The 22,202-nt window shown below is 35.8% G+C and carries 22 protein-coding genes; 12 read left to right on the top strand and 10 right to left on the bottom strand.

The features are described from left to right. The first annotated feature begins 254 nt into the window (after positions 1-254). A complete protein-coding gene (locus MKY13_RS06970; RefSeq protein ID WP_339215996.1) occupies positions 255-626 on the top strand; it encodes a hypothetical protein in 372 nt (123 codons plus the stop codon). Between the two features lie 172 nt (positions 627-798). After that, positions 799-1,332 (top strand): hypothetical protein, encoded by a 534-nt coding sequence (locus MKY13_RS06965; protein WP_339215994.1) that lies wholly within the window; start codon positions 799-801, stop codon positions 1,330-1,332. Between the two features lie 220 nt (positions 1,333-1,552). Here MKY13_RS06965 and MKY13_RS06960 read toward each other — a convergent pair whose 3' ends face one another. The 4 genes from MKY13_RS06960 to MKY13_RS06945 are packed head-to-tail and all read right to left on the bottom strand — an operon-like array spanning position 1,553 to position 3,699. Next, positions 1,553-1,825, bottom strand: coding sequence for a YfzA family protein (locus MKY13_RS06960; RefSeq protein WP_339215992.1), 273 nt, complete (start codon positions 1,823-1,825; stop codon positions 1,553-1,555). Positions 1,826-1,848: 23 nt separating this feature from the next. Continuing rightward, a complete protein-coding gene (locus tag MKY13_RS06955) occupies positions 1,849-2,457 on the bottom strand; it encodes an ABC-2 transporter permease (protein WP_339215990.1) in 609 nt (202 codons plus the stop codon). Continuing rightward, a complete protein-coding gene (locus MKY13_RS06950; protein WP_339215988.1) occupies positions 2,441-3,322 on the bottom strand; it encodes an ABC transporter ATP-binding protein in 882 nt (293 codons plus the stop codon). The genes MKY13_RS06955 and MKY13_RS06950 overlap by 17 nt, the downstream gene beginning before the upstream one ends. Then, positions 3,322-3,699: a GntR family transcriptional regulator gene (locus tag MKY13_RS06945; protein WP_191703040.1), complete on the bottom strand. Its 378-nt coding sequence runs from the start codon at positions 3,697-3,699 to the stop codon at positions 3,322-3,324. Before MKY13_RS06945 ends, MKY13_RS06950 begins: the two co-directional genes overlap by 1 nt. Before the next feature lie 413 nt (positions 3,700-4,112). Here MKY13_RS06945 and MKY13_RS06940 point away from each other — a divergent pair, with 413 nt between their 5' ends. Genes MKY13_RS06940 through MKY13_RS06930 form a run of 3 tightly spaced genes read left to right on the top strand, consistent with a single transcriptional unit; the run spans position 4,113 to position 7,159 of the window. Beyond that, positions 4,113-5,000 (top strand): DoxX-like family protein, encoded by an 888-nt coding sequence (locus MKY13_RS06940; RefSeq protein ID WP_339215984.1) that lies wholly within the window; start codon positions 4,113-4,115, stop codon positions 4,998-5,000. 1 nt (position 5,001) lies between these two features. Continuing rightward, the gene (locus MKY13_RS06935; protein WP_339215982.1) at positions 5,002-5,610 is read left to right on the top strand and encodes a DUF4166 domain-containing protein; all 609 of its coding nucleotides are present in this window, start codon (positions 5,002-5,004) and stop codon (positions 5,608-5,610) included. After that, complete coding sequence (locus MKY13_RS06930; protein WP_339215980.1) at positions 5,579-7,159, top strand: YndJ family protein; 1,581 nt, start codon at positions 5,579-5,581, stop codon at positions 7,157-7,159. The genes MKY13_RS06935 and MKY13_RS06930 overlap by 32 nt, the downstream gene beginning before the upstream one ends. Before the next feature lie 226 nt (positions 7,160-7,385). Here MKY13_RS06930 and MKY13_RS06925 read toward each other — a convergent pair whose 3' ends face one another. Together MKY13_RS06925 and MKY13_RS06920 are read right to left on the bottom strand one after the other, a co-directional pair. Further along, positions 7,386-8,441 (bottom strand): hypothetical protein, encoded by a 1,056-nt coding sequence (locus MKY13_RS06925; RefSeq protein ID WP_339215978.1) that lies wholly within the window; start codon positions 8,439-8,441, stop codon positions 7,386-7,388. Positions 8,442-9,309: 868 nt separating this feature from the next. Further along, positions 9,310-11,307, bottom strand: coding sequence for a catalase (locus MKY13_RS06920; protein WP_339215976.1), 1,998 nt, complete (start codon positions 11,305-11,307; stop codon positions 9,310-9,312). 673 nt (positions 11,308-11,980) lie between these two features. On the opposite strand from MKY13_RS06920, the gene MKY13_RS06915 reads away from it, so the two are divergent. The 6 genes from MKY13_RS06915 (at position 11,981) to MKY13_RS06890 (ending at position 15,902) form a co-directional block, all read left to right on the top strand. Next, complete coding sequence (locus tag MKY13_RS06915; protein WP_339215974.1) at positions 11,981-12,697, top strand: ABC transporter ATP-binding protein; 717 nt, start codon at positions 11,981-11,983, stop codon at positions 12,695-12,697. Next, positions 12,694-13,452 carry an ABC transporter permease gene (locus MKY13_RS06910; protein ID WP_339215973.1) on the top strand — a complete coding sequence of 253 codons (759 nt, stop codon included), beginning with the start codon at positions 12,694-12,696 and terminating at the stop codon, positions 13,450-13,452. Before MKY13_RS06915 ends, MKY13_RS06910 begins: the two co-directional genes overlap by 4 nt. A gap of 5 nt (positions 13,453-13,457) precedes the next feature. Continuing rightward, positions 13,458-13,841 (top strand): group-specific protein, encoded by a 384-nt coding sequence (locus tag MKY13_RS06905; protein WP_339215971.1) that lies wholly within the window; start codon positions 13,458-13,460, stop codon positions 13,839-13,841. Next, the gene (locus tag MKY13_RS06900) at positions 13,825-14,364 is read left to right on the top strand and encodes an RNA polymerase sigma factor (RefSeq protein ID WP_339215969.1); all 540 of its coding nucleotides are present in this window, start codon (positions 13,825-13,827) and stop codon (positions 14,362-14,364) included. The genes MKY13_RS06905 and MKY13_RS06900 overlap by 17 nt, the downstream gene beginning before the upstream one ends. Further along, the gene (locus MKY13_RS06895) at positions 14,348-14,596 is read left to right on the top strand and encodes a hypothetical protein (protein ID WP_339215967.1); all 249 of its coding nucleotides are present in this window, start codon (positions 14,348-14,350) and stop codon (positions 14,594-14,596) included. The genes MKY13_RS06900 and MKY13_RS06895 overlap by 17 nt, the downstream gene beginning before the upstream one ends. A gap of 448 nt (positions 14,597-15,044) precedes the next feature. Next, on the top strand, positions 15,045-15,902 hold the full coding sequence (locus tag MKY13_RS06890) for a manganese catalase family protein (protein WP_339215965.1): 858 nt from the start codon (positions 15,045-15,047) through the stop codon (positions 15,900-15,902). A gap of 45 nt (positions 15,903-15,947) precedes the next feature. Here the strand turns inward: MKY13_RS06890 and MKY13_RS06885 are convergent, their stop codons facing one another. From MKY13_RS06885 to MKY13_RS06870, 4 genes are read right to left on the bottom strand one after another with little or no spacing between them, the layout of a single operon-like run. Then, the gene (locus tag MKY13_RS06885; RefSeq protein ID WP_339215963.1) at positions 15,948-16,805 is read right to left on the bottom strand and encodes an MBL fold metallo-hydrolase; all 858 of its coding nucleotides are present in this window, start codon (positions 16,803-16,805) and stop codon (positions 15,948-15,950) included. 21 nt (positions 16,806-16,826) lie between these two features. After that, entirely contained in the window at positions 16,827-17,861 is a 1,035-nt protein-coding gene (locus tag MKY13_RS06880; RefSeq protein ID WP_339216871.1) for a Ger(x)C family spore germination protein, read from the bottom strand. A 2-nt stretch (positions 17,862-17,863) separates the two neighbouring features. After that, positions 17,864-18,916, bottom strand: a complete 1,053-nt coding sequence (locus MKY13_RS06875) for a GerAB/ArcD/ProY family transporter (protein WP_339215961.1) — start codon at positions 18,914-18,916, stop codon at positions 17,864-17,866. Continuing rightward, a complete protein-coding gene (locus MKY13_RS06870) occupies positions 18,913-20,433 on the bottom strand; it encodes a spore germination protein (protein WP_339215959.1) in 1,521 nt (506 codons plus the stop codon). Before MKY13_RS06870 ends, MKY13_RS06875 begins: the two co-directional genes overlap by 4 nt. Positions 20,434-20,626: 193 nt before the next feature. On the opposite strand from MKY13_RS06870, the gene MKY13_RS06865 reads away from it, so the two are divergent. Next, a complete protein-coding gene (locus tag MKY13_RS06865; protein WP_339215957.1) occupies positions 20,627-22,156 on the top strand; it encodes a BCCT family transporter in 1,530 nt (509 codons plus the stop codon). Positions 22,157-22,202 lie beyond the last annotated feature (46 nt).

The raw sequence follows: 22,202 nt of genomic DNA, 5'->3' as shown, positions 1-22,202 counted from the left end.
TTACAATTTATTCTAAAAATTACGAGTAAATGCTAAACTTCACGCATATCTCCTATTTATTAAAAATTCTAATTTCTCTAACGTGATATCTGGATATTGGGGAGAAAACAGTAATTATAGGATTTAAAAAGTCGAAACTACAAATGTTATCAAACGTCGGTTTAGTACTTGTTTTACTTGTATTCAATAATCGGGGGATGCAACCTTTTATTGTAAAATAAGTCAGATTACACAATCAGGTATTGTGATAGGGAGTGTTCATCATTGGAATTTCATTAATATTTTTAATGGTTGTGGGCATTATTGCATTTTTAACGTTTTTCATTCCTGTATTTATAGCTGTTAGAAAAGTTCAAAAAGGAAACCCACCTCGAAAATTTTCTTATGTAATAGTAGGACTGTTGGTTTTTCATTGGGTATTTTACTTAGTTAGTGGTTACGCTCTTTTACCAACAAATATTGCGAATGCTGTGTTTATACCAGTATGGTTAGTATTATGCGTCGCAGGTGCAATTACCGCAATCTATGAATTTAAAAACAATAAAGTTTTTGCTATTCCAGTTGCCGGCTTAACCATTATCAGTTTATTACTTTGTATTTTTATCTATGGAATATCAAAGATGTAAATTAGCAATCGAGCTCGATTTTTTAATAAGCATCGTTTTTCTTATTAAACTAACGAGCTTTAGGTGCAATAAGCATTTTGAAATTCGCCCAAAATTTGCTTTGGGAATGTTCTAAAGGTATTTTAAATAACAAATCGAATATAGATTAAATAACTATTATTGGGGGTGTCATATGAAGAAATGGATATTCTTAATAGCCTTTTTTGTTTTGGGGGGAGTAATTTTTTCTATTTGGAGTGAGCAAAACAAAGGGAATTACATAGGGGGAATATTAAATAACATTTCCTTAGTCGATTTAATCATCGTAAAAGATAGCGAAACAGAGAAACAAATATACGAATATACTCAGAACGATGATTTTTTTAACGATATGGTTAATATATATGACCAGCCCTTTTTTGAATTAAAAAAATCTGAAAAAAAATTATTAAATAAGGAACCCACATATGTTATCGAGTATTTAAATGATAATACAATTCAATATAAAGTGAATATATACAAAGTAGAAGATAGTACAGAGGTATTCGGTAATAAGGAATATGCCACAGAAATTAAAGAATTCGACTATATTTTTTCACCTGAAAGCACAAATCAGAGTTATGTTTTTGTAACGGAGAAATACCATAATTTATTAGGTTTGAATGATGGGTTGAAACAGATTGTAGATGAAATTTTAAACTTGAGTATTCATAACCGTTCAAAATAACATCCCAAAATGCTACTTTCAATCTGTCTAGCTAATGGGGAGTATATCATAGTATTGTACGAACAGGCGATAACTTCAAAATATGAAAATGTCGCCTATATTACCGATGAAAATGACAGCCGAACTACTTTTGATCTCTTTTAAATTCGAAATAAAAAAGGAAAATGCGCTGTATTAGGCATTTTCCTTTATAAATGGTTTGGAAGCTTGATTAACTGTATTAAAAAACCTTCACCTTTTTGAATAATAAACTGACTATGATATTTATAATAACGAGCACTCCAAAAAAGACGGTGAACAGGTTAAAGAACGGTGTATCGTAAAAGTTAAACCACTCTTTAAACAGCGGGGTATCTGTAATGGTACCAAATAAATTCCCGTCAATTTCTCTTAAACGAGGAATCCAGCCTGTAAACTCCATTAATACAAAAACCACTTGTAACAATAAAAAAGCAAAAATAGGAAATAACCACTGTTTTTTAATTAGTTTCATAAAAACTCCTCCAAAAGGGATTTTTAAAACACTTTCTTTTCAAAAATTCGAATCGATAATAACCAGGATAAACTGTACGTAATAACCAAAATAACGCCTGTATATAAAATCAGCTGCGATTCACCTAAATTCATTATTTTGGCGAAAGTTTCCCGAATTCGATCATTTAAATTATGGATAAAAAATTTCACTATTACCAAATAAATTGCGAGGCATACGAAAAATGCAATGTTTAAATATCTACTTGCAAATTTATAGGAAACTGGGTAAATGAAAGCAACGATAAACAACGATCCAATTGCAATCATTAATAAATGGAGCCCATTTGGCAATGCTTGTTGAAATAATAAGCTACCACCAGTTATCATTAATATGATTAATAAAATAAACAGTATTGCTGAAATGTATTTTGAACTTACAATTTCTTTACGCGTAAATGGTAATGAGCTTAATAACATTTGTGCAGGTCGCTTTTCATCCGTCGAAAATATATTCAGTGCAAACGTCCAGGAAAATATGAGCCCTATAAAAATAATCTGCACATCCACATACATATAAGCCAGCAAAACCAGAAACATACCCATCAGCATTTTTTTATGAATGATTAAATCTTTCTTAACTAATTGATACACCCTTCTCTCCGCCTTTCTTTGTATAGAACATAATATCTTCCAATGATGCTGTTTCGTATAAAGCTAAGTCCCCAAATAATTGCATGACTCGCCCCTTATTAGATGACAATCCTTCAAATCCCAGTTCGGTTTTTCGAATTGCAATAAATTCTTTCTCAGTGTCCGGATCAAGTAAATCCAAACCGCCTTTAACGAGCACATATTTTTCTGCAATCGTATAAAATTCATGCATAAATATTAGTTTCCCATTGTGCAGGAAAACGATATAATCTGCAATCCGATCTAAATCTGATGTTATATGTGTCGAGAAGAAAATCGTTTTTTCTCCATCCTGTACAATTTCATGCAATAAATTTAAAAACTCACGTCTGAACACCGGATCCAGTCCTGCTGTCGGTTCATCCATAATTATTAGTTCTGCGTGATGAGACAAAGCAATTGCTAGTGATGCTTTCATCATCATCCCTTTAGAAAAGGTTTTTAACTTTTTCTTTTTTAAAGGTAATTGAAATTGTTCAACATATTTATAAAAGAGTTCGTCGTCCCATTGATTATAAATAGGCTGAATTAGATTCTTCATTTCCTGCAATGTGAGATGATCATAAAACACATGATCATCATAGACGAAACCAATCTTCTGTTTAATTTCTTTTTCATGCGTTTTATAATTTAAACCGAAAACTTTAACTTCCCCACTGTCAGGCTGTAGTAAATTCATAAGCAGCTTAATCGCCGTAGATTTCCCTGTGCCATTTGCCCCTACAAAACCTGTAACAAATCCTTTTTTAACTTCAAAGGTAAGATTCTTAATCGCAAAATCATTGAATGCTTTATTCACATTTGTAAATTGAATAATTGATTCCATTAATCCATCTCCTCATATAACAGTGTCATAATTTCTTTTAGTTCATCTAAACTTAATCCGATTTCCTTGCTGTTTTTTATGGCCTGACTCAGCTGTTCTTCAATTACTTTCTGTTTTCTTTCAATAATCATTTCGATGTTTTGTTCTGAAACAAACGAGCCCTTCCCGACAACAGAGTAAATTAATCCGGCCTTTTCCAATTCCTCATAAGCACGTTTGGTCGTAATCACACTGACCTCTAAATCTTTTGCCATATTGCGCATAGAAGGTAACGCATATCCCGCTGGAAGTTCGTTTGCCAAAATACTTTTCTTAATTTGATGAAAGATTTGCTCGTAAATCGGTTCTTTCGAATTATGAGCGATTAAAATTTGCATGCTTTATCCTCAATTCATATTGTATATATACTTTATATACAATATATATAATAACCCCATTTATTGTCAATAAAATTATTAATTTATTTTTCATAAGAAATAAACGAAAAAAACCCGCTCAATTTTATGAACGGGTCTTCTCGGTTGGAATTATCTTACTGGAAGTTAATATCAGACATTAATTGGTTTCGTTTCAAAATAAAGTCCATTGCTTTCCCCCTATAATTCGGTTATTCAATCGATCCATAGCCTATAAAACTTCATATTGTGTAAAATATCAGTATTCATTCTATTAAAAAAATTTCTATTATTTCTGTCTAATCAGGATGGTTAAATTAATGTATGATGAATGAAAAGAATACATTTTTTATTTTAATAAAGGAGCTGAGCCTCTTGAAAAAAAGCCGATTTATGTGGAAACTGTAATAGACAGCTCGATTGAAGAAGTATGGCACTATACACAGCAGCCCGACCTACATGAACAGTGGGATTTGCGATTTACTTCGATCACCTATATTGAAAAACAGCATGAGGATGCTCCTCAAACATTTACATATACAACCAAAGTGATGCCGGGTCTATCGGTGACTGGTTGGGGGGAAAGTAAAGGAACACACGAAAAAGCAAGTGGTGTTAAAACGTCTTCTCTCCATTTTGGGACACCGCAACGGATATCCCCAATTAAGGAAGGTCGCGGCTATTGGCAATATATACCGAATGGTGACCATGTAACTTTTCTCACCCAGTATGACTATGACGTGCGATTCGGTCAACTCGGTCAATTATTCGATCAGCTGTTCCGCCCTGTAATCGGTTGGGCTACCGCACTTAGTTTTAATGTACTCGCTAGGTGGATTGAATCCGGAGAAAAGCCGGCCACACAATACCGGCGATTTTTCAGTTATTATTTGCTCTGCTTTCTATTTAGTTTTACGTGGATGTACCAAGGTCTCATACCGAAAGTGCTGATGAAGCATCCGCTTGAGATTGATATGCTGATGAAACTGTCACCGCTATCATTGGGCCAAGCGTCCACAGCAATTATTTGGGTTGGCGTTTTGGAAATGATGATTGGAATCCTTTTTTTGGTACCCAAATTGCAACAGCTGCTGCTAAAGGCACAAATTGTGTTGTTCCCTTTGCTGACATTAAGTGCAATCATTGCGGCACCAACAGTTGCAACGGCTCCATTTAATGTCGTCACACTGAATATTGGATTATGGATTGCTTCCATCATTGCTTTACTACTAACAAAAGAATTACCAACTGCAAGATTTTGCAAACGAAAAAGAGGTGCTTAATATGATTTATGAAACATTGCTGGCAAATGACTTTAACAGGCTTCATCCAAAACTGCAGGAAAGATACCACCTTCCATTAGACCAGCCTTTTTATGCACAAGGAACAATGCAAGTCATTCATTCCGGACCACGTTTTTTTCGTCCGATGTATCTTTTGTTTACGAAAACCGATTTCCTTTTTCCCGAGTACGGCAAGGAAATTCCTTTTACAATAACGAATACAGCGAGAATGAACAATGAAAAAGAAGCCGAAGTTTATTGGGAACGTACTTTTTTCTTTAATCAGTCAACACGCAAGTTCAATGCGACAATGACAGTCGATTTGGAGCGGAATATCGTAAAAGATTATTTAGGGGATCCGGCATTGTTCTACTCGGATTTAAAAATGGATGTGACGAAGGACGGTTTCTTAATGATCCGCTCCGCTGACCAACGTGCTGTAATTGGCCAGACAGAGGTTGCTTTGCCAAGGAAACTGACAGGTCGCGTAGTGGTGACAGAAGGATTTAATGATGTGCTGGATGTATATACGATTCATGTCTCCATTTACAATGATTTAATTGGAAGGATGATGATGTATGCTGGTCAGTTTACGCCGTGTTCTCAGTAGACCTTTAACAATCATCGGTCTTACTTGTATGGCTGCCCTACTGTTATTTAATGAGCCAACATCAATTTACTATTATTTAACATTAGCACAACTGATCTTTGTACCGGTCATTCTGGAACAGTTAGTTTTGCTGAAAAATTGGCAAAAGCTGATAATTGTAATCGGCCAATTTGCTGTAACAATGCTGTATTTCACGCAACAGGATTTCCTCATCCTACTTTGTGTGCTGGCTTATTTGCTAAGTACACTTGTCATTGCTTCCCATGGGGTCAACCGATTTTTGAGACGGGGATTTACGAACACGGCTGAAATAATGATTGATATCGGACTGATTTATATTGTAATGGGTGGACTATGGTTTTTGGCATTCCATTTGCAGTTGAATACAGGATTTAGTCCGTTTATCACATGGCTAACTGCTATTCACTTTCATTATTCCGCCTTTTTACTATGTATTACAGTCGGATTGATTGGGCGTCTTCATATGACCCGATACTATAAATTTTGCAGTGCCGTTATTGCCGCAGGACCAATGCTCGTAGCTGTCGGGATTACCTTTTCAAGGTTCATTGAAATTATTTCAGTCATTTTGTATGTACTCGCTATTTTCAGTATTTGCTTTTTGGTCATGAAATGGCCGTTGCCACGTGTGCAAAGCTTATTCATCCGCCTGGCATTTCTAACATTATGTTTTACAATAATTTGGTCATTTTTATACGCTTACAGTAATTTAACTGGAACAAATATTGTTGATATTCCGGATATGCTGGGCTTTCATGGATTATTCAATTGTTTTGGGTTTGGTTTAGCTGTTGTAATCACTTGGAGTCTATATATTCCGCCGACAATGCATAACGATTACTCATTCCCCGTAAGCAAAATCCGGGGGCGATTCTCTCCAACAAACAAACCAGCACGTGGATTGATCGATGATATGGCATATTATCTTAATAAAGAGAAAATCCCTGTTTTAATCGTTGAGTTTTATGAACGAACAATGCAGTTTGAATTAAAAGCGTCTGTTCAATGGGAAACATGGTTTAAACCCTTTGCTTTTGTGTATCAGTTTATTAGCCGGAAAATGGGACAGCTGAATTTACCGTTCTCTTCAAAAACAGTTGTGATGGACGGTGAAATTCTGGAAGTCGATCCGCAAAATGACGGACGAGAAAAACCGCGCGTCTGGCAACGATCGATTAATGGCAAACCCGTATTTAATGCCATTTATTCGCAGCATACCGATGCAACCAATACCTTTATGAATATCGCCCTGCCTTTGCCCTTTTCTTCGATGCACGGTATCTTACAGCTTTCCGCAAAAGACGGCATACTGTACTTAACGAGTGATGGACAAGGCGATGCCGGTACGTATTTGGCGATCGGTTCCTATGTATTCAAACTACCGCTACATGAGTATTTTATTATAAAGGAACACAAAGAAATGCTTACCTCAACCCATGAAATGAAACTGTTTGGAATGAAGTTTTTACATATCGATTATCAAATTGAGAAAAAACTAATAGATGAAGTACAGAAAAAAAGATGCTGAGACAAAATAAAAATACAATTATTCTCCAAGGAGAATAATTGTACTTTTTTTGATACGCAGAAAATTGGTTTCCGTTACGGGTACGCTTTCCGCGGGAGTCGACCCTTCACTCCAACCAATTTTAATAAAGTTTATTTTTATTATATAAATTCCGTTCATTTAAAAAGTTTTCTACTTATGTCCCGACCTCTTTTGATTTAAATGCTTTATTCGTTCTTCTTATAAATTATCGTACTTCTTGTCTCTTAATAATAAACGGAGCCGCCACTAACACTACAATCAGGATAATTCCCAAATAACCAATTAGAGGATAAAAATAACTAACTAGCCCAGTAAATCCTACATAACTTGCTAAATAGCCAACAGTCATTGTAATGATGAAGAATATTTTAAATTTCTGTGTTCCTGATTCTGCAAATCGAGCTGAGAAAGAAAAGAACATTCCTACCGCTGTATTATAAATCATCCCAAAGATAACTAATGACATGACAATACCTAATGTTGGCGATAAATTACTAACTATCCCCAGCATTGGCATATCCAATGTTCCAACTTCTTCAATTTTCGAGAAAATAGCTAAATGAATTAAGAGAATTAGTATTCCTAAAACAAACCCACCAATTAATCCACCAATTGCTGCAGTTTTTGGATTTTTTTCAGCCCCGCCCATAACAATTGACATCGAAGCTCCAACAGCGATATTAAATGAAACGTAATTAATACTGGAAATAAACCAGTTTGGCAGAGTAGTCGGTGTGGCTTGAGCTATGTCGTTTAACGATGTAAAAGTTCCATTCATTGTTAGAAAACTATAAATCGCAATAAATATAATAAAAATAATGAGAATCGGCGTAATGCTTCCAATAATGGAAACGACTCGATTTACCTTTAAAAAACCTGTCAATAATACGAGTATCGTCATAAGAGTTGTACCTACAAAGATCGGTAATCCAAACTGTTGGTTTAAGTTTGAACCTGCCCCGGCTAGCATAACGACACCTACACCAAACAACGTAAAGATAAGAATTAAATCGATGACAGTTCCAAGGTAACGCCCGCTAATTCTGTAAATAACATCTTTATGTGATGTCGTTTTTGTATAACTGCCTAGCCATACTAAAAGCATACCAATGCCTGAAAACAGTACAGTTGATAAAATTGCTCCGAATATCCCGAGTGTTCCGAAGCTCGTAAAGTATTGCAGTATTTCTTGTCCAGAAGCGAACCCTGCACCCACAATCACGCCAATAAATGCGCTTCCAATTTTTAATATATTTTTCAAAAGCCTCACTCCCCTTTTTTGTTTAACTCCGGTTCAGTATGTATAAGAAAGATAAATTAGGTTATTCCTCACATAAGATTTTTCAGAATCCATATTAACATGATTCATTCATTAAAATGCTATCCTATGATAATATTTAAATAACCGTTCTGCCTTGGTAATAATGACCTCAGCTCTAATATCAATTATAGTTTCCATTCTAGTTACTGCATAAATTCCCCCTTTCCTTTTATTCATATAAGCTCTTGTTAATGTCCAAATAATTCGACAACTCTCTTTGTCATGGAAATTTCATATTGGCTTTTATACCCATTCATAATATCATACTCTAGTAAACTAGCAATTTCACAGCAAAAAGTAAGATGATGTTTTCTGCATTTAAAATTACTTGAAAATAATATTTTATGTACAACAAAAAAAATCAGCGCAGCCTGTAGACAATCTCTTAAAAAGTGTCTATTTTAAAATTAAATTTAACATTGAACCGTTGATTTCCATTCCGGGACCGATGCTTTCCCCGGGCACGGCTCCAGCTAACTAAATTGCGCCTACAACGGTAGGCACAATTTAGTGGATCTTCCGCGCGTGCGGTTCCCGGTGGAGTCACGGTCCCTCCACTCCAATCAACTTATTAATCTCTTTAAATAATGTGAGATATGATAAGCAATCAAATCAATGAACGTGGACAACTTGAAATAGGAATGATCTAATAACTTGTTTTGACTAAACATCTAGTTAAAATTTCTAATAAAAAGACAAAAGGTCTCGAGAGACAAACTCTCGAGACCTTTTGTCGATAAACTGACATTTTTCTAATAGAGAGAAATGCCCTTTTGAACTTTATACTGCTTATTTAATTATATAAAAATCATCCCGTTGCATCTGTACGGTCAAAATGGCGGCCCATTTTTAAAGCATTGATAAATTCATCAGGCGCTGTTACAACACCTGGTGCATTTGCATACAATTTATCCATACTTTCAAATGCAATATAGCCTAGTGTTTTATAATGATTGAATATTTCATCTGCAAATCTTTGCATTTTACGGTTTTGTACTACATCTGTAAAGCTTGCTGCTATAAATAGCCCATCGTAAAGAACAGGGTCTGCCGTATCTAAAGTATGGTCAATTTCACGATTATTGATCATGCCTTGTTTATCACTGATTAACTCAACAATAACCCCTTCTTTTTCCAAACTTTGAATAAGATCATCCACATTACTGTTTGTGTCAACAATAATACCGACTTTTCTTGTCTTTAAAATCGGCACTTGGTTCTTTAATATACTCACAGCATCTGATGGTGGCAAGTCCGCTACCTGCTCGATTGACGCATCCGGTGCGGATACACCAATTCGCTGTGCAATTTGTTCAGCCATCGCACGGTCCACTCGCGCAAACATATCCACTGCAGCTTTACGGATTCCAATTGTTTCTACTTTTCCTAATTCAAAACAGAAGGCATCAATAATATGTTGCTGTTCAACAGGCGTTTGGCTTAACCAGAATTGACGGGCCTGCGAATAATGATCTTCAAATGATAGGCTTCGCGCGCGTACTTTGCGTCCTTCAATTTTTTCTTGGTAATGAGCATAGCCACCGTCTTTTTGATCAACTACATGCGGTGTATCGTTTTGTAAACCATTTCTTCCATAAGCAACACGACCTTTATTGATCGTCATACGACCGTAACCATCACGCTGATTGTTATGGAATGGGCATACTGGACGGTTTATCGGCAACTCATGGAAGTTTGGTCCACCCAAACGGATAAGCTGTGTATCTGTATAAGAGAATAAACGCCCTTGTAACAATGGATCATTTGAAAAATCAATTCCCGGAACAACATGACCTACATGGAATGCAATTTGTTCAGTTTCAGCAAAGAAGTTATCAACATTGCGATTTAACGTCATTTTCCCAAGCTTTCGAAGAGGAACAAGCTCTTCTGGCCAAATTTTTGTTGGATCCAAAATGTCAAAATCAAATTTAAACTCGTCTTCCTGTGGAATTAACTGTACTGCTAGCTCATATTCAGGGTAGTTACCTGCTTCGATTTGGTCAAACAAGTCACGACGGTGGAAATCAGGATCTTTACCTGCAATTTTTTGCGCTTCATCCCACACTAAAGATTCCATACCTTGTACAGGCTTCCAATGGAATTTTACGAAATGAGCTTCTCCATTGTCATTAACAAAACGGAATGTGTTTACACCAAAGCCTTCCATTTGGCGGTAGCTCTTCGGTATTGCACGGTCAGACATATGCCACATTGTCATATGCGCCGTTTCCTCATTATTTACGACAAAATCCCAAAACGTATCATGGGCACTTTGCGCTTGAGGAATTTCATTATGTGGCTCCGGTTTGACAGCATGGACGAAATCAGGGAATTTAATCGCATCCTGAATGAAGAAAACGGGAATATTATTTCCGACTAAATCATAATTTCCTTCTTCTGTATAAAATTTCGTTGCAAAACCTCGTACATCACGAACTGTTTCTGCTGAACCCCTTGATCCTGCTACTGTCGAGAAACGTACAAATACAGGTGTTTGTCGACCTTTCTCTCCTAAGAAATGAGCCATTGTAATATCTGAGGCATCGCCATAGCTTTCAAATACACCATGTGCACCTGATCCCCTCGCATGTACGACACGCTCTGGAATACGCTCATGGTCAAAATGCGTCATTTTTTCACGAAAATGAAAGTCTTCCATTATTGTTGGACCGCGCTCACCAATTGTTAATGAATGCTCGTCATTCGTTAACTTCAGTCCATGGTTCGTAGTTAGTGGCTTACCCTCATCTTTCGCTGTAAACTGCTGCAATTGTTCGACTTTTTTATTGTTATTGTTTTCCACGTAAAATCCTCCTCATACAAAATAGCAAATTTCATAAGATAGGTAACTCTCAACCTCTCTACTAATTTTGTACCCTGTTTATAAAAATATAATCTTATGAAATATAAACGTAACATTTGAAATATTAGTAAAAAGTGTGCGGCAAATTCGAAAATCCTTATAACTATATACAAAAACAGCGTCCCCCTATGAGGTCGCTATTTTTTCTTCATAATATTTTCAAGCATAAGAATGTAACCCAGCAATGACTAAGTTAACAAATACCTGATTAAAGCCGATAATTCTAAATCCAAATATGGTGGTTGGGAGTGGAGGCGGCAGATTAATTTCAGAATGAGATAAATAGAGGAGTGAATTTCCGTTATTTTTAAAATCACATGAAAAATAGTCAAAATAAGGGAAGTAATTTCCGTTATTGACCTAAAAGACATGAAATTTCAGGATTTTTTTAAAATAACGGTAAAACGTTCCCTTATTTCCCTCGAAAATGAGCTCCCCCCCAAATAACGGTAAAATCTCCCCTTATTTTAGAAGGCATTTTAAGATTGGTTGGCCTCGCTAAAGCCAATAAAGGCAGTTCATAAAAAACTTGTAAATATTTCAAATAAAAAATGAACTTTCCCCTTTCCCCATTTGTATAGTTAGTGAAAAGAAATATAAAGGGGGCTTCACCTTGTTAATTTTAGATAAAGTTCAAAAATCCTATCAGAACCACTATGTTTTAAATGGAATATCATCAACATTTCAGTATGGCCATTGCTACCTGTTACTCGGTGATAATGGTGCTGGGAAATCGACATTGTTAAAATGCATTGCTGGGGATGAAAAAGTCGATCATGGGTCTATCAGTGGAAACGAGCATGAAGATATCTCAAATTTAGTCGCACTACAATATCAATTTTTTGAAAGTTACTCTTTCTTAAAGGTGAAGGAAGTGATCCAACTTTTCACAAAACTGATTGCAAATCCTTCAAACATGGAAGATCTTTATGAAATTTTGGATATTGCCCAATATGAAAAAACATTAATTAAAAATACTTCGGGTGGACAACGAAAAGCCCTATCCCTGTACTTAGCATTTTTAATGAACAAACCAATTGTCCTTTTAGATGAACCATTTGCAGATTTGGATTTAAAAAAGAAAAAGCAACTATTCGGTTTTCTGCAAAATCAAGTACAAAACAAAAATAAATGCCTGCTTATTATTAGCCACGAAATTAAAGGGCTGGAGTCTTTATTTGATTTCGTCTATATAATGCAAGATGGACAATTTATCGAACACGGTACAACAGAGGAGCTTGTGGAAAAATATAAAAATCCCACGTTTTCAGGTTTAGAAGCTGTGTATTTTGAAGTGACAGGACAATTATTAGGAGGTCGGATCAAATGATTATACAAGTAGCAAAAAGCTTTATATTAGAATCCATTCGCAACATGGGCGTCTTTCTTGGTAATTTACTTCCTGCCTTTATATTTATCATTTGTTCATGGATATGTACGATCAGTATAAAAAGTAGTCCGGAAACGTTGGATTTTATGATTAAAGGTCAGTTTTTCCCGATCTCCATTATGCTTTTAGTGTTTGCCTTTGCATTCTCAAGTGCCACTATCTATTTGGCAGATTTAAAGGCAAATAATACAATTCATCTACTCAATCGAACAAATATTTCACCGGCTAAATATTTTCTTGGGATTGGTTTAGGGGTTTTTCTATTAATGAATTTTGTATTATTACTTTTATTAGCAGGCTATTCCTTCATTATTTCCTTATCGATAACTGCTCTTATTTCCATCATCTTCATTTGTAATTTTGTTTTACTCGCGATTTATCCACTATGCTTTATCGTAGCGGGTATTGTAAAAAACGGGAAAGTTGCACAAAGTTTGCTTGTCCCTATTATGCTTATATTTATGTTCTCCATTACGATGACATCCTTATTTTTAACGCTTAACGAGCAACAACCGCAGGATTATTATATTTACTTAATTTGGAATCCGATGCTATATTTAAGTGATACATTGCAGTTCCAGTTAAATTTAAATAACCATACATGGTTACCCCTTTATCAATATAGTATTATACTAACGATTCTTTGTATGGTACTAAGTATATTTGCAAAACAAATTTATATTAGACAGGACTGAGTAAAATGGGTATTGGATTTATTATTTCTCTTATCGTGGCTGCTATCTGGATCGTTATTTTTCTTGGTATCATGATTCCTTACCACAAAAAATATGTCATTAAAGAAAACGGCAAAATTAACTATAAAAAAACAAAAATTTATTTACGCTGGAATGTATTTGATACGCTTACCCTTATACTGGCGATATACACTATCTTTTGTGTTCAAGCATTAAATATGCTGCTTACTTTCGGTGGTGAAACCGTTGAAAACCCATACGTTCAATTTTTTACAAATCAGGCGCAAGCGTGGGTCATTGTAACGATTTCCTATTTAGTAACAAGAATTTCTTCTACATTAAAAAGTATTAAAGCTCAAATCGGTGATATTCATGACATTGACGAATGAAGAACTGATGCAGCAGGTTCAGACGGGTAATATAGAGGCATTAGGTGTGTTATACGAACGACTTCATGAGCCTCTATACTGCTTTTTATTCCGCTATACGAAAGAAGAACAAATTAGTATCGATACGGTTCATGATGCATTTGAGATTTTGCAAAAGAAGCATCAGCAGTACAATGCATCGTTAGGCACTGTGAAATCGTTTTTATTTCAGATCGCCTATCGTCATTTAATTAATAAGTTAAATAGAAGAAAACGGTGGCAAACGCTGTTACCTTTTTTAGTTCCTATTCCTAAAAAAGCACTGCAATCGGATGATAAACTCATGATTCAGCAGGCGATTGCAAAACTCCCGGATAAACAACGTGCGGTGATTTTACTTGCCTATTATGAAGATTTACCATTAGAAGAAATTGCCCTTATTTTAAGTATTCCAACAGGTACAGTTAAATCCCGTTTACACAAAGCTATTCAAGTCTTGAAAATTGAGTTAAAGGAGGCGTTCCAACATGAAAGAGGACTTTAAAAACGAAGAAAAACTCACAAACTTGTTGGACACTTACAAAGTAGATGTACCAACCAAAAAGCTTTCTGTTAAACAATCACCTTTCAATCGTTTTATTCGTTATTTAGGCTCTCCTGCTAAGGATCCTTTAGAAAAGTTGTCGGACAGTAACAATGGGTACCTATTTTTAAAGCTATTTCCCATAGCCTGCGGAATATTCCTGGCGATCGTTCAAATATTATTTCTTTACTAAGCAACAATATTTTCAATTTCCCGTTAAATTGAAAATATTGTTTTTTTAGTTCATCTCCATAAGGTGGTGACAACAAACTTAAAAGCTCCCGCTCCACGTCACTATACTTTGGTATATAGTGAATTTTTGCAAAATTGAAGATATAAATGATAGCATTTCCGCTCTCCGCCGCCTCGCGATAGCGCAAGCGGCTTGATTGGGTGTTTTTTACTTCACTTTATAACGAGGGCAAAATTTTGGGATTGGTGGGCCTCGCAAACGGCAATAAAGGCAGTGATAAAGACACGTCACGTGGCTTTAGCGCTGTCTTGCCGTAGCCCACCAATTAATCAAGTGAAATTTTATTAGAAAAACAACCTATCGACGATTATATTAATGCATGCCTTCCTTTTATTTGACCATAATATTTATAGCAAAGTAAGAAAATATTTTTGAATCGAGGGGAATTATGTATTACTACAAAGAAGAATTAATCAATATTATTAAGCCTGATAAACCAGACCCGGAAGCTGCCCGTGTATTGCAGGAAATTTTAGGCGGACATTATGGCGAAATGCGTACAATGATGCAATTTTTCTTCCAAAGCTCCAATTTCAGAGGAAAAGAAACACAGTTCCGGGATTTACTTCGCGGTATTTTTTTAGAGGAAATCGCCCATGTGGAACTTGTTCAAAATACAATTAATCAATTATTGAATGGTTCAGGAGAGTCGAGTGCCCCAGGTAATAATGGTATGGATAAATCGCCATTAGATGATGCAGTCCGTCATGCTAATCCCCATCACTACATTATCGGTGCACAGGCATCATTACCAGTAGATGCTGCCGGTAATCCATGGAACGGCTCATGGGTATACTCGCACGGTAACCTCGCAGCAGATTTACTGAATAACCTTGTATTGGAATCAACAGGTGTCCTGCAGAAAACGCGTATTTACGAAATGAGCTCAAACCAGACGTTCCGTGAGACCCTGGCATTTTTAATCGTGCGTGATAATGCACATCAAAATGCTTTTGCAAAAGCTCTCGAAACTTTAGGCGTGGATTGGGGAAAACTATTCCCGATACCAAATTATGATATCAACAAGTATCCGGAATGCCGAAAATTTGTTGATATGGGCTATCATAATACCCAATTCAACTTTAGGCTGGACCCGACGCGAATCGGCGAAATCCTCCAAGGGACTTCTCCTAGCCGAAATGGTGGAACATATCAAGTAACACCACCACCAGAAGGCTTCCCTGTGCCTATACTTCCAGATATGCCAAATGAACATAGCCCTGGTTTATATGATTTAAATAATTAATGTGCAATAAACAGCGTGTCCGAAAAATATCGGACACGCCTTTTTTCATTCATTTTCTTTATTGACATACTTTCCTTTATTCGGTATTGCTATTTCTTCAAAATTATCTGCAAGCCTTTTTAAGTTTTGCGTTAATTCTTCACCGCTCATCGGTAAGCCGTGACCTGTTATAGCAATGGTAGGTTTTAAAGCTGCTAATTTTTTGACGGAATCAAATGCAAGAGCCCAGTCTGTCGTAAAATACTTTGGCGGACCGTTTATTTCCTTTTCCTGTGTAAATACTTTATAAAGTGATTCTTGCTTCACCGTCACAAAGGCATCACCTACGATTAATGCCCCATCACGTTCCCTAAATAACGATACATGTCCCGGAGAATGACCCGGTGTATGAATCCATTGAAACCCTTCCATATATGGAACCGTTCCATCAAGTGGCAGCTCCTCAATATAACCTGTTAGATTAACCGCCTCATTTGGAAATATTGGCGACATTTTCGCTACAAGCCCACTATCTGAACTCGGATCTGCTTCAGGGTAATCGATTTCCCCTGTTAAATAAGGTAATTCTAAAGTATGGGCATAAACCGGTACTTTCCAATGTCTTACTAATTCGATGACGGCACCTACATGATCGAAATGGCCGTGTGTCAGAATAATCGCTTTCGGTCTTGCATTTTCACCAAACCTTTTTTCAGCAGCTGTGATGATAGCATCTGCACTGCTCGGCATGCCCGCATCAATTAATACGAAATCATCGCTATTTGGGCAGCTATAAAAGACGATATTTACGATCTGTATTGTGTGTACATACAAGTCAGGTAATACCTCTATGCTTATACCACTCTGTTTCGAAGTCGCAGGAATGAATTTATAATCATCACCATAGCTCATATCTTTGTCCATTAATATACCCTCCTTAATCCTTTAATCTAATATACCTGTTTTTAAAATTTCTACACTTAATTTAACGGCGATATCCATATTTGAGAATTGCTCATTCCAGTCTTTCTTAAACAATTTCGGATGAAAAGCACGTACATTACGGCCAAGTCCTAGAGCATCACTCTGTGCTTCTTGTAATTTTTTTATTACCTCATTCATATCATGTTCAATTTTTTCTGTCAGAAACTGTTCCAGTTCCTTTCTTGAGCTGGCTTTATTAACATGGTCCTGCGGAAATTCTGAAAGAATAAAGCCCAGTTTAATTGCAATTTCAATTTTATCTTCAGATATGTTAAGTTTTCTTTTTAATTTATTTATTCTGACGGTAACGGGACTTTCTTGAAATAAATAAGTAATTCGTGCCGAAAAACCAAGTGAGTCATTTAATATATTTAACAATAATCCTTCGTCTGAATTTAAAGTTATACCCGTAAAGGATTTACCTGAAAACAGCGCAATCCCTTCTGAAATGGGACGATTATCCTCACCCATTTTTAAATATGGCAAGGCCAGATCTTGGGCATCTTCAAAAAGGACAGTAGCTGCTGTTTGCAACGTATAAGGGATGACTAAAGAGTTTTCTTCGAGACTTGTAATAAAGCGGTTATAATATTCCCCGGCAGTACTTTGCTTGTCTTGACTCAGCTCAAAAAATGGCTTTAATTCTCCCTGAATAATCGCAACTTTTGGAGTAATTGGACTGTTCGCATCACGAAAATAAACATCCAAATATTTATAAATATCATCTTCTGCGGTTCCCTCGGAAATAAGTATTGTTGACAGTACAGATAAATCCATTGTTTGTTCAACTTTTACTTCTGCATCCTGCCGTACATCCCGCGGAGAAACACCATTTCCGGTAATTAGTATGGTATTCATTTCTGTTGTTGTCGCTTCCGGATAAGCATAATACGCAGTTAAATCTCCTATTTCACCTTCAAATCCAGTAAGAGATACGACGGATGAATTTTTATAAAGCCTCTCATCCCAACAACCTGCAAGTAATAGTGGTGTTATTATTAAGATGATTTTTGGGAATCGGATTCGGATACAGTTCGCCCCCTCATTTTATTTACAAGGATAATCATTGTAGGTAACAAAAATGTGAAAACAATCATCAAATAAACTAAATTATGTTTTAAAAAATCAAGTACAGAAAACCGTATAAGAAAATCAGTAATTACTGCAACAATTGCAAAAAATATTAATAACTGCAATTTGGGTGACTTACGCTTTTTTTCAAAATAGACGAGTCGGATTACAAGTACATAATTAACAATGGTAACAAGAGACCATGAAAGCCAAATATACACAAAAAATAAATCTAGTCGTTTTACAAAAGTAACTTCTACAGAATGCAGAATATATAAAATCGGTTCAGGAACTATTTTTATTTCATCCAATGAAAAATACATCAATGTAAATGCTAAAGAAAATAAGTAAAAACCAGTCAATAATATAAAGTACAAGGTCAATGCCTTTTTAGTCATTTTGTCGTTCTTTATTAAATACTTACGGAGTATGACATACATTTCTGCCCCACCAAATGCGTACACGCAATATATAAATCCCTTAAACCACGTATCAGATCGCTCATAAAATAGAGGAAGTAAATTGGTAGCATTTAAATTCGGAATGGTTAAAAACATAAATAGTAAAAATAAAAAGAACATTGGAATGAGCACGACTCCAATATTGACAGCCGTTTCAGGTCTGCTAACACTCGCATAAAAGCAAACCGATAAAAATATGGCAATAAGGACAATCGTAGGTGTGTTAGGAAATACCCAGGTCGTTAATACATACGTAATATAAATAACGAATCCAATAATATATAGAAACCAGTAAATTAAATAGATCGCTTTTGTTAATCCATTTAATACGAAATACTTATGAGTTCGTTCAAAAAATAATAATTGCAAAAAAAAGATAACTGCAACGATGATAAATTGAATCGTCGCATCCCTCTGTCCATGCTCGATTATCAAGTTTTGAACCGATGTGTACACAAAGCCGGTTTGCATAACAAACATCAAAAGAAACAATTGAACCTTCGTCAACTGAATTGTCATGCTTTATCATCCTTTTTCGGCGAAAAGCTTGTTGCCTGTTTTGTTGGCCCATAATAAGGTCCCCGGAAAAAAATTTTTCTTACTTCTATAGGATCAAACGGAATAATTGGTGAAAGGTATGGACGTTTTAACGAGCTTAAATTCAATAAATGAACTACTAATAAAAACGTTCCAATCACAATCCCAAAAAATCCAAACAATGAAGCTAAGAACATGAATGGAAAACGCAGCATTCGAATGGATGTATTGAGCTCAACAGATGGCACTACAAAACTGGAAATAGCCGTAAACGCTACGACGATGACCATCAAATTGGATACAAGCCCCGCGCTTACAATAGCATCGCCAATAACAAGTCCTCCGACAATACCGATTGTTTGTCCAATAGATTTCGGTAGCCGAACACTCGCCTCACGTATGAGTTCAATCGTTATTTCCATTATCATTGCCTCAATAAGAGGTCGATACGGAATTTGATTTATATCTGATTTAACTTTATTAGCAAGTTCAAGCGGAAGCACTTCAAAATGAAAGCTTACAATAGCAATATAAAATGCAGGCAAAAAAATGGCAGAAAGAATACTAAATAATCGCATCAACCGATAAAATGTTCCGACAAATACGCGTGAGTTAAAATCATCCGGTGTTTGATAAAATGAAAAAAATGTAACCGGACCAATAAGTGCTGTCGGCGATAAATCGCTCATTATCGCAACCTTACCTTCTAGAATATTCGCTACAACGCGATCCGGACGTTCTGTATTTAATAGTTGAGGAAATGGAGACCATACTTGATCATCTAAATAATCGTTAATCTGACCAAGACTATATATCGTATCTGTATCAATTGCATTTAACCTAGTTTCGACTGTTTCAAGTGCCCCTTTATCCACTACATTCTCTACATAAAAATAGTAAACATTTGTTTTAGTCTCTTTTCCGAGTACTATTTGTTTTACAACAAGATTATTATTTTTTATACGTTTCCGAATCAGTTGAACATTCACTTCAAAATTTTCTACAAATCCTTCGTGCGAACCTCTTAGTATTTGTTCATTTTCCGGCTCTTCAGGCGTTTTGTGTGCAAACTCAGCGTTGTTCAAACGAATTAATTCGTTTGACTGCAAGAAGATGATTAACGTTTCACCATTACAGACATAGTCCACTAGTCTTTGCTGATCATATTTTTCTTTAGTTATGGTAATGGTATCGTCTTTGGACAATTGTTTTTGTTCTACACTTTTTTCATTGAATTCGTCTTTTTCTGTTTCACTCGATTTTGTATTGTCAGTATTTTGATTTTTATCCTCGTTTGTTGGTGAGGCAGATAGATTCAACTGTTTTAGGTTCAAAAGGTTCTTTTCGAGATCTGTTTTATTCACCAGTGATGAATAATAGCAAATAATGACGTTCTCCTCTTTACCTAGCATAATTTCTTTTGCAACGAAATCTGACGAATGAAGGAATTGCTTATTTAGACGATTAATTTCTTGCTTAATTTCCGTTGTTTGTGTCAATACAACTCCCCCCCTTTTTTGACAAGTATAGGATTTTTACAAAAGAGTTATTCACTTTTGTTAAAGTCAGGAAGATATGATTTATTGAAGTAATTTCAAGAAATAATCGTTTTAAATTACAAAGTTTTGAATAAATATGTTTATTTTTCTGTAACAAGGTAATACATTTATTAGTTGGTTAGGGGGTCAATATATGAAAAATAGAGGCATTGTTTTTTGGAGTTCAATAACGCTTACATTAATAGCCGTATTAGTAGGCGTTTTAGCCCCAAATTTATTGGAGAATATAACGAGCAACATCCAGAATTTACTTACGAACACTTTTGGCTGGTACTATTTATTAGTTGTAGCAATTATAATTGCTTTTTGCGTATTTTTAATTTTAAGTCCAGTGGGTGCAATCCGGCTTGGTAAATCAACGGATAGACCCGATTATAGTAATGTCTCCTGGTTTGCTATGCTCTTTAGCGCAGGTATGGGAATTGGATTAGTATTCTGGGGTGCAGCTGAGCCGTTATCGCATTTTGCGATTAATTCACCAATAGCTCCCGAAGGCTCTCAACAAGCATTGAAAGATTCCTTCCGTTTCACTTTCTTCCATTGGGGTATTTCAGCATGGGCAATTTATGGGGTTGTAGCTTTAGCATTGGCCTATTCAAACTTCCGAAAAGGGGCGCCTGGGCTTATTAGTTCTACTTTATTCCCTATCTTCGGTGAAAAAACAAAGGGTCCAGTAGGTCATATAATTGATATTATTGCTGTATTCGCTACGGTAATCGGTGTTGCGACAACACTCGGTTTAGGTGCCCAGCAAATTAATGGCGGACTTTCCTTTTTATTTGATATTCCAATTAGCTTTACAGTCCAATTAATTATTATTGTTATTGTAACGATTTTATTTATCGTTTCAGCATCTACCGGGCTCGATAAAGGGATTCAACTGTTAAGTAACTGGAACATTTATTTAGCAGCCGCCTTGTTATTATTAACATTATTTATTGGTCCAACAGTAAAAATAATGAATGATTTCACGTCAGGACTAGGTAGCTATTTACAGAATTTTGTGCATATGAGCCTACGTACTGAACCCGGAAATGCAGATAGTCGTGCTTGGATTGATGGATGGACTATTTTCTATTGGGCATGGTGGATGTCTTGGTCACCATTCGTCGGGATATTTATTGCACGTATTTCGAGAGGGCGAACAATTCGGGAGTTTTTAATGGGCGTGATTTTAGCGCCAACGCTTGTCAGTCTTTTCTGGTTCGCTACTTTTGGGACAACCGCGATTGAAACATATATTTCTAAAGATCAAAGCATTATCGATTTACCAACAGAACAGCTATTATTCGGAGTTTTCGACCATATGCCCTTCGGATTTATATTATCGATTATCGCATTAATATTAGTTGCCTTTTTCTTTATTACTTCAGCGGATTCCGCCACATTCGTCCTCGGTATGCAAACAACATTCGGTTCGATGAATCCAACATTCCGAATCAAATTAATCTGGGGTATTTTACAAGCTGCCATCGCCGCTAGTTTACTGTTTTCTGGAGGTTTAGCCGCACTTCAAAATGCCGCCATTATTGTAGCCTTTCCATTCTCATTTATCATTTTACTTATGATGCTTTCTTTATATAAATCGTTAATGGAAGAACGGCAAAAATTAGGTCTTTACATTCGACCTAAAAAACAACCGCCCTCAAATCAAAAGAAATAAGGTGTGCAAAATAAAAAGCGATGAAAATTTTAACTTCCTAAAATTT

The sequence above is a fragment of the Solibacillus sp. FSL W8-0372 genome, from assembly GCF_037969735.1.
GTDB classification, from domain to species: Bacteria; Bacillota; Bacilli; order Bacillales_A; family Planococcaceae; genus Solibacillus; species Solibacillus faecavium.
The sequence above is the reverse complement of the archived record's forward strand: the minus strand, read 5'-3'. Positions and strand labels throughout refer to the sequence as shown.

Bases quoted from the DNA above. Each gene is read 5' to 3' on its own strand.
- MKY13_RS06965 (WP_339215994.1), top strand. From the start codon at position 799: ATGAAGAAATGGATATTCTTAATAGCCTTTTTTGTTTTGGGGGGAGTA.
- MKY13_RS06960 (WP_339215992.1), bottom strand. From the start codon at position 1,825: ATGAAACTAATTAAAAAACAGTGGTTATTTCCTATTTTTGCTTTTTTA.
- MKY13_RS06950 (WP_339215988.1), bottom strand. From the start codon at position 3,322: ATGGAATCAATTATTCAATTTACAAATGTGAATAAAGCATTCAATGAT.
- MKY13_RS06945 (WP_191703040.1), bottom strand. From the start codon at position 3,699: ATGCAAATTTTAATCGCTCATAATTCGAAAGAACCGATTTACGAGCAA.
- MKY13_RS06935 (WP_339215982.1), top strand. From the start codon at position 5,002: ATGATTTATGAAACATTGCTGGCAAATGACTTTAACAGGCTTCATCCA.
- MKY13_RS06930 (WP_339215980.1), top strand. From the start codon at position 5,579: ATGCTGGTCAGTTTACGCCGTGTTCTCAGTAGACCTTTAACAATCATC.
- MKY13_RS06910 (WP_339215973.1), top strand. From the start codon at position 12,694: ATGATTATACAAGTAGCAAAAAGCTTTATATTAGAATCCATTCGCAAC.
- MKY13_RS06905 (WP_339215971.1), top strand. From the start codon at position 13,458: ATGGGTATTGGATTTATTATTTCTCTTATCGTGGCTGCTATCTGGATC.
- MKY13_RS06900 (WP_339215969.1), top strand. From the start codon at position 13,825: ATGACATTGACGAATGAAGAACTGATGCAGCAGGTTCAGACGGGTAAT.
- MKY13_RS06895 (WP_339215967.1), top strand. From the start codon at position 14,348: ATGAAAGAGGACTTTAAAAACGAAGAAAAACTCACAAACTTGTTGGAC.
- MKY13_RS06890 (WP_339215965.1), top strand. From the start codon at position 15,045: ATGTATTACTACAAAGAAGAATTAATCAATATTATTAAGCCTGATAAA.
- MKY13_RS06885 (WP_339215963.1), bottom strand. From the start codon at position 16,805: ATGGACAAAGATATGAGCTATGGTGATGATTATAAATTCATTCCTGCG.
- MKY13_RS06875 (WP_339215961.1), bottom strand. From the start codon at position 18,916: ATGACAATTCAGTTGACGAAGGTTCAATTGTTTCTTTTGATGTTTGTT.
- MKY13_RS06865 (WP_339215957.1), top strand. From the start codon at position 20,627: ATGAAAAATAGAGGCATTGTTTTTTGGAGTTCAATAACGCTTACATTA.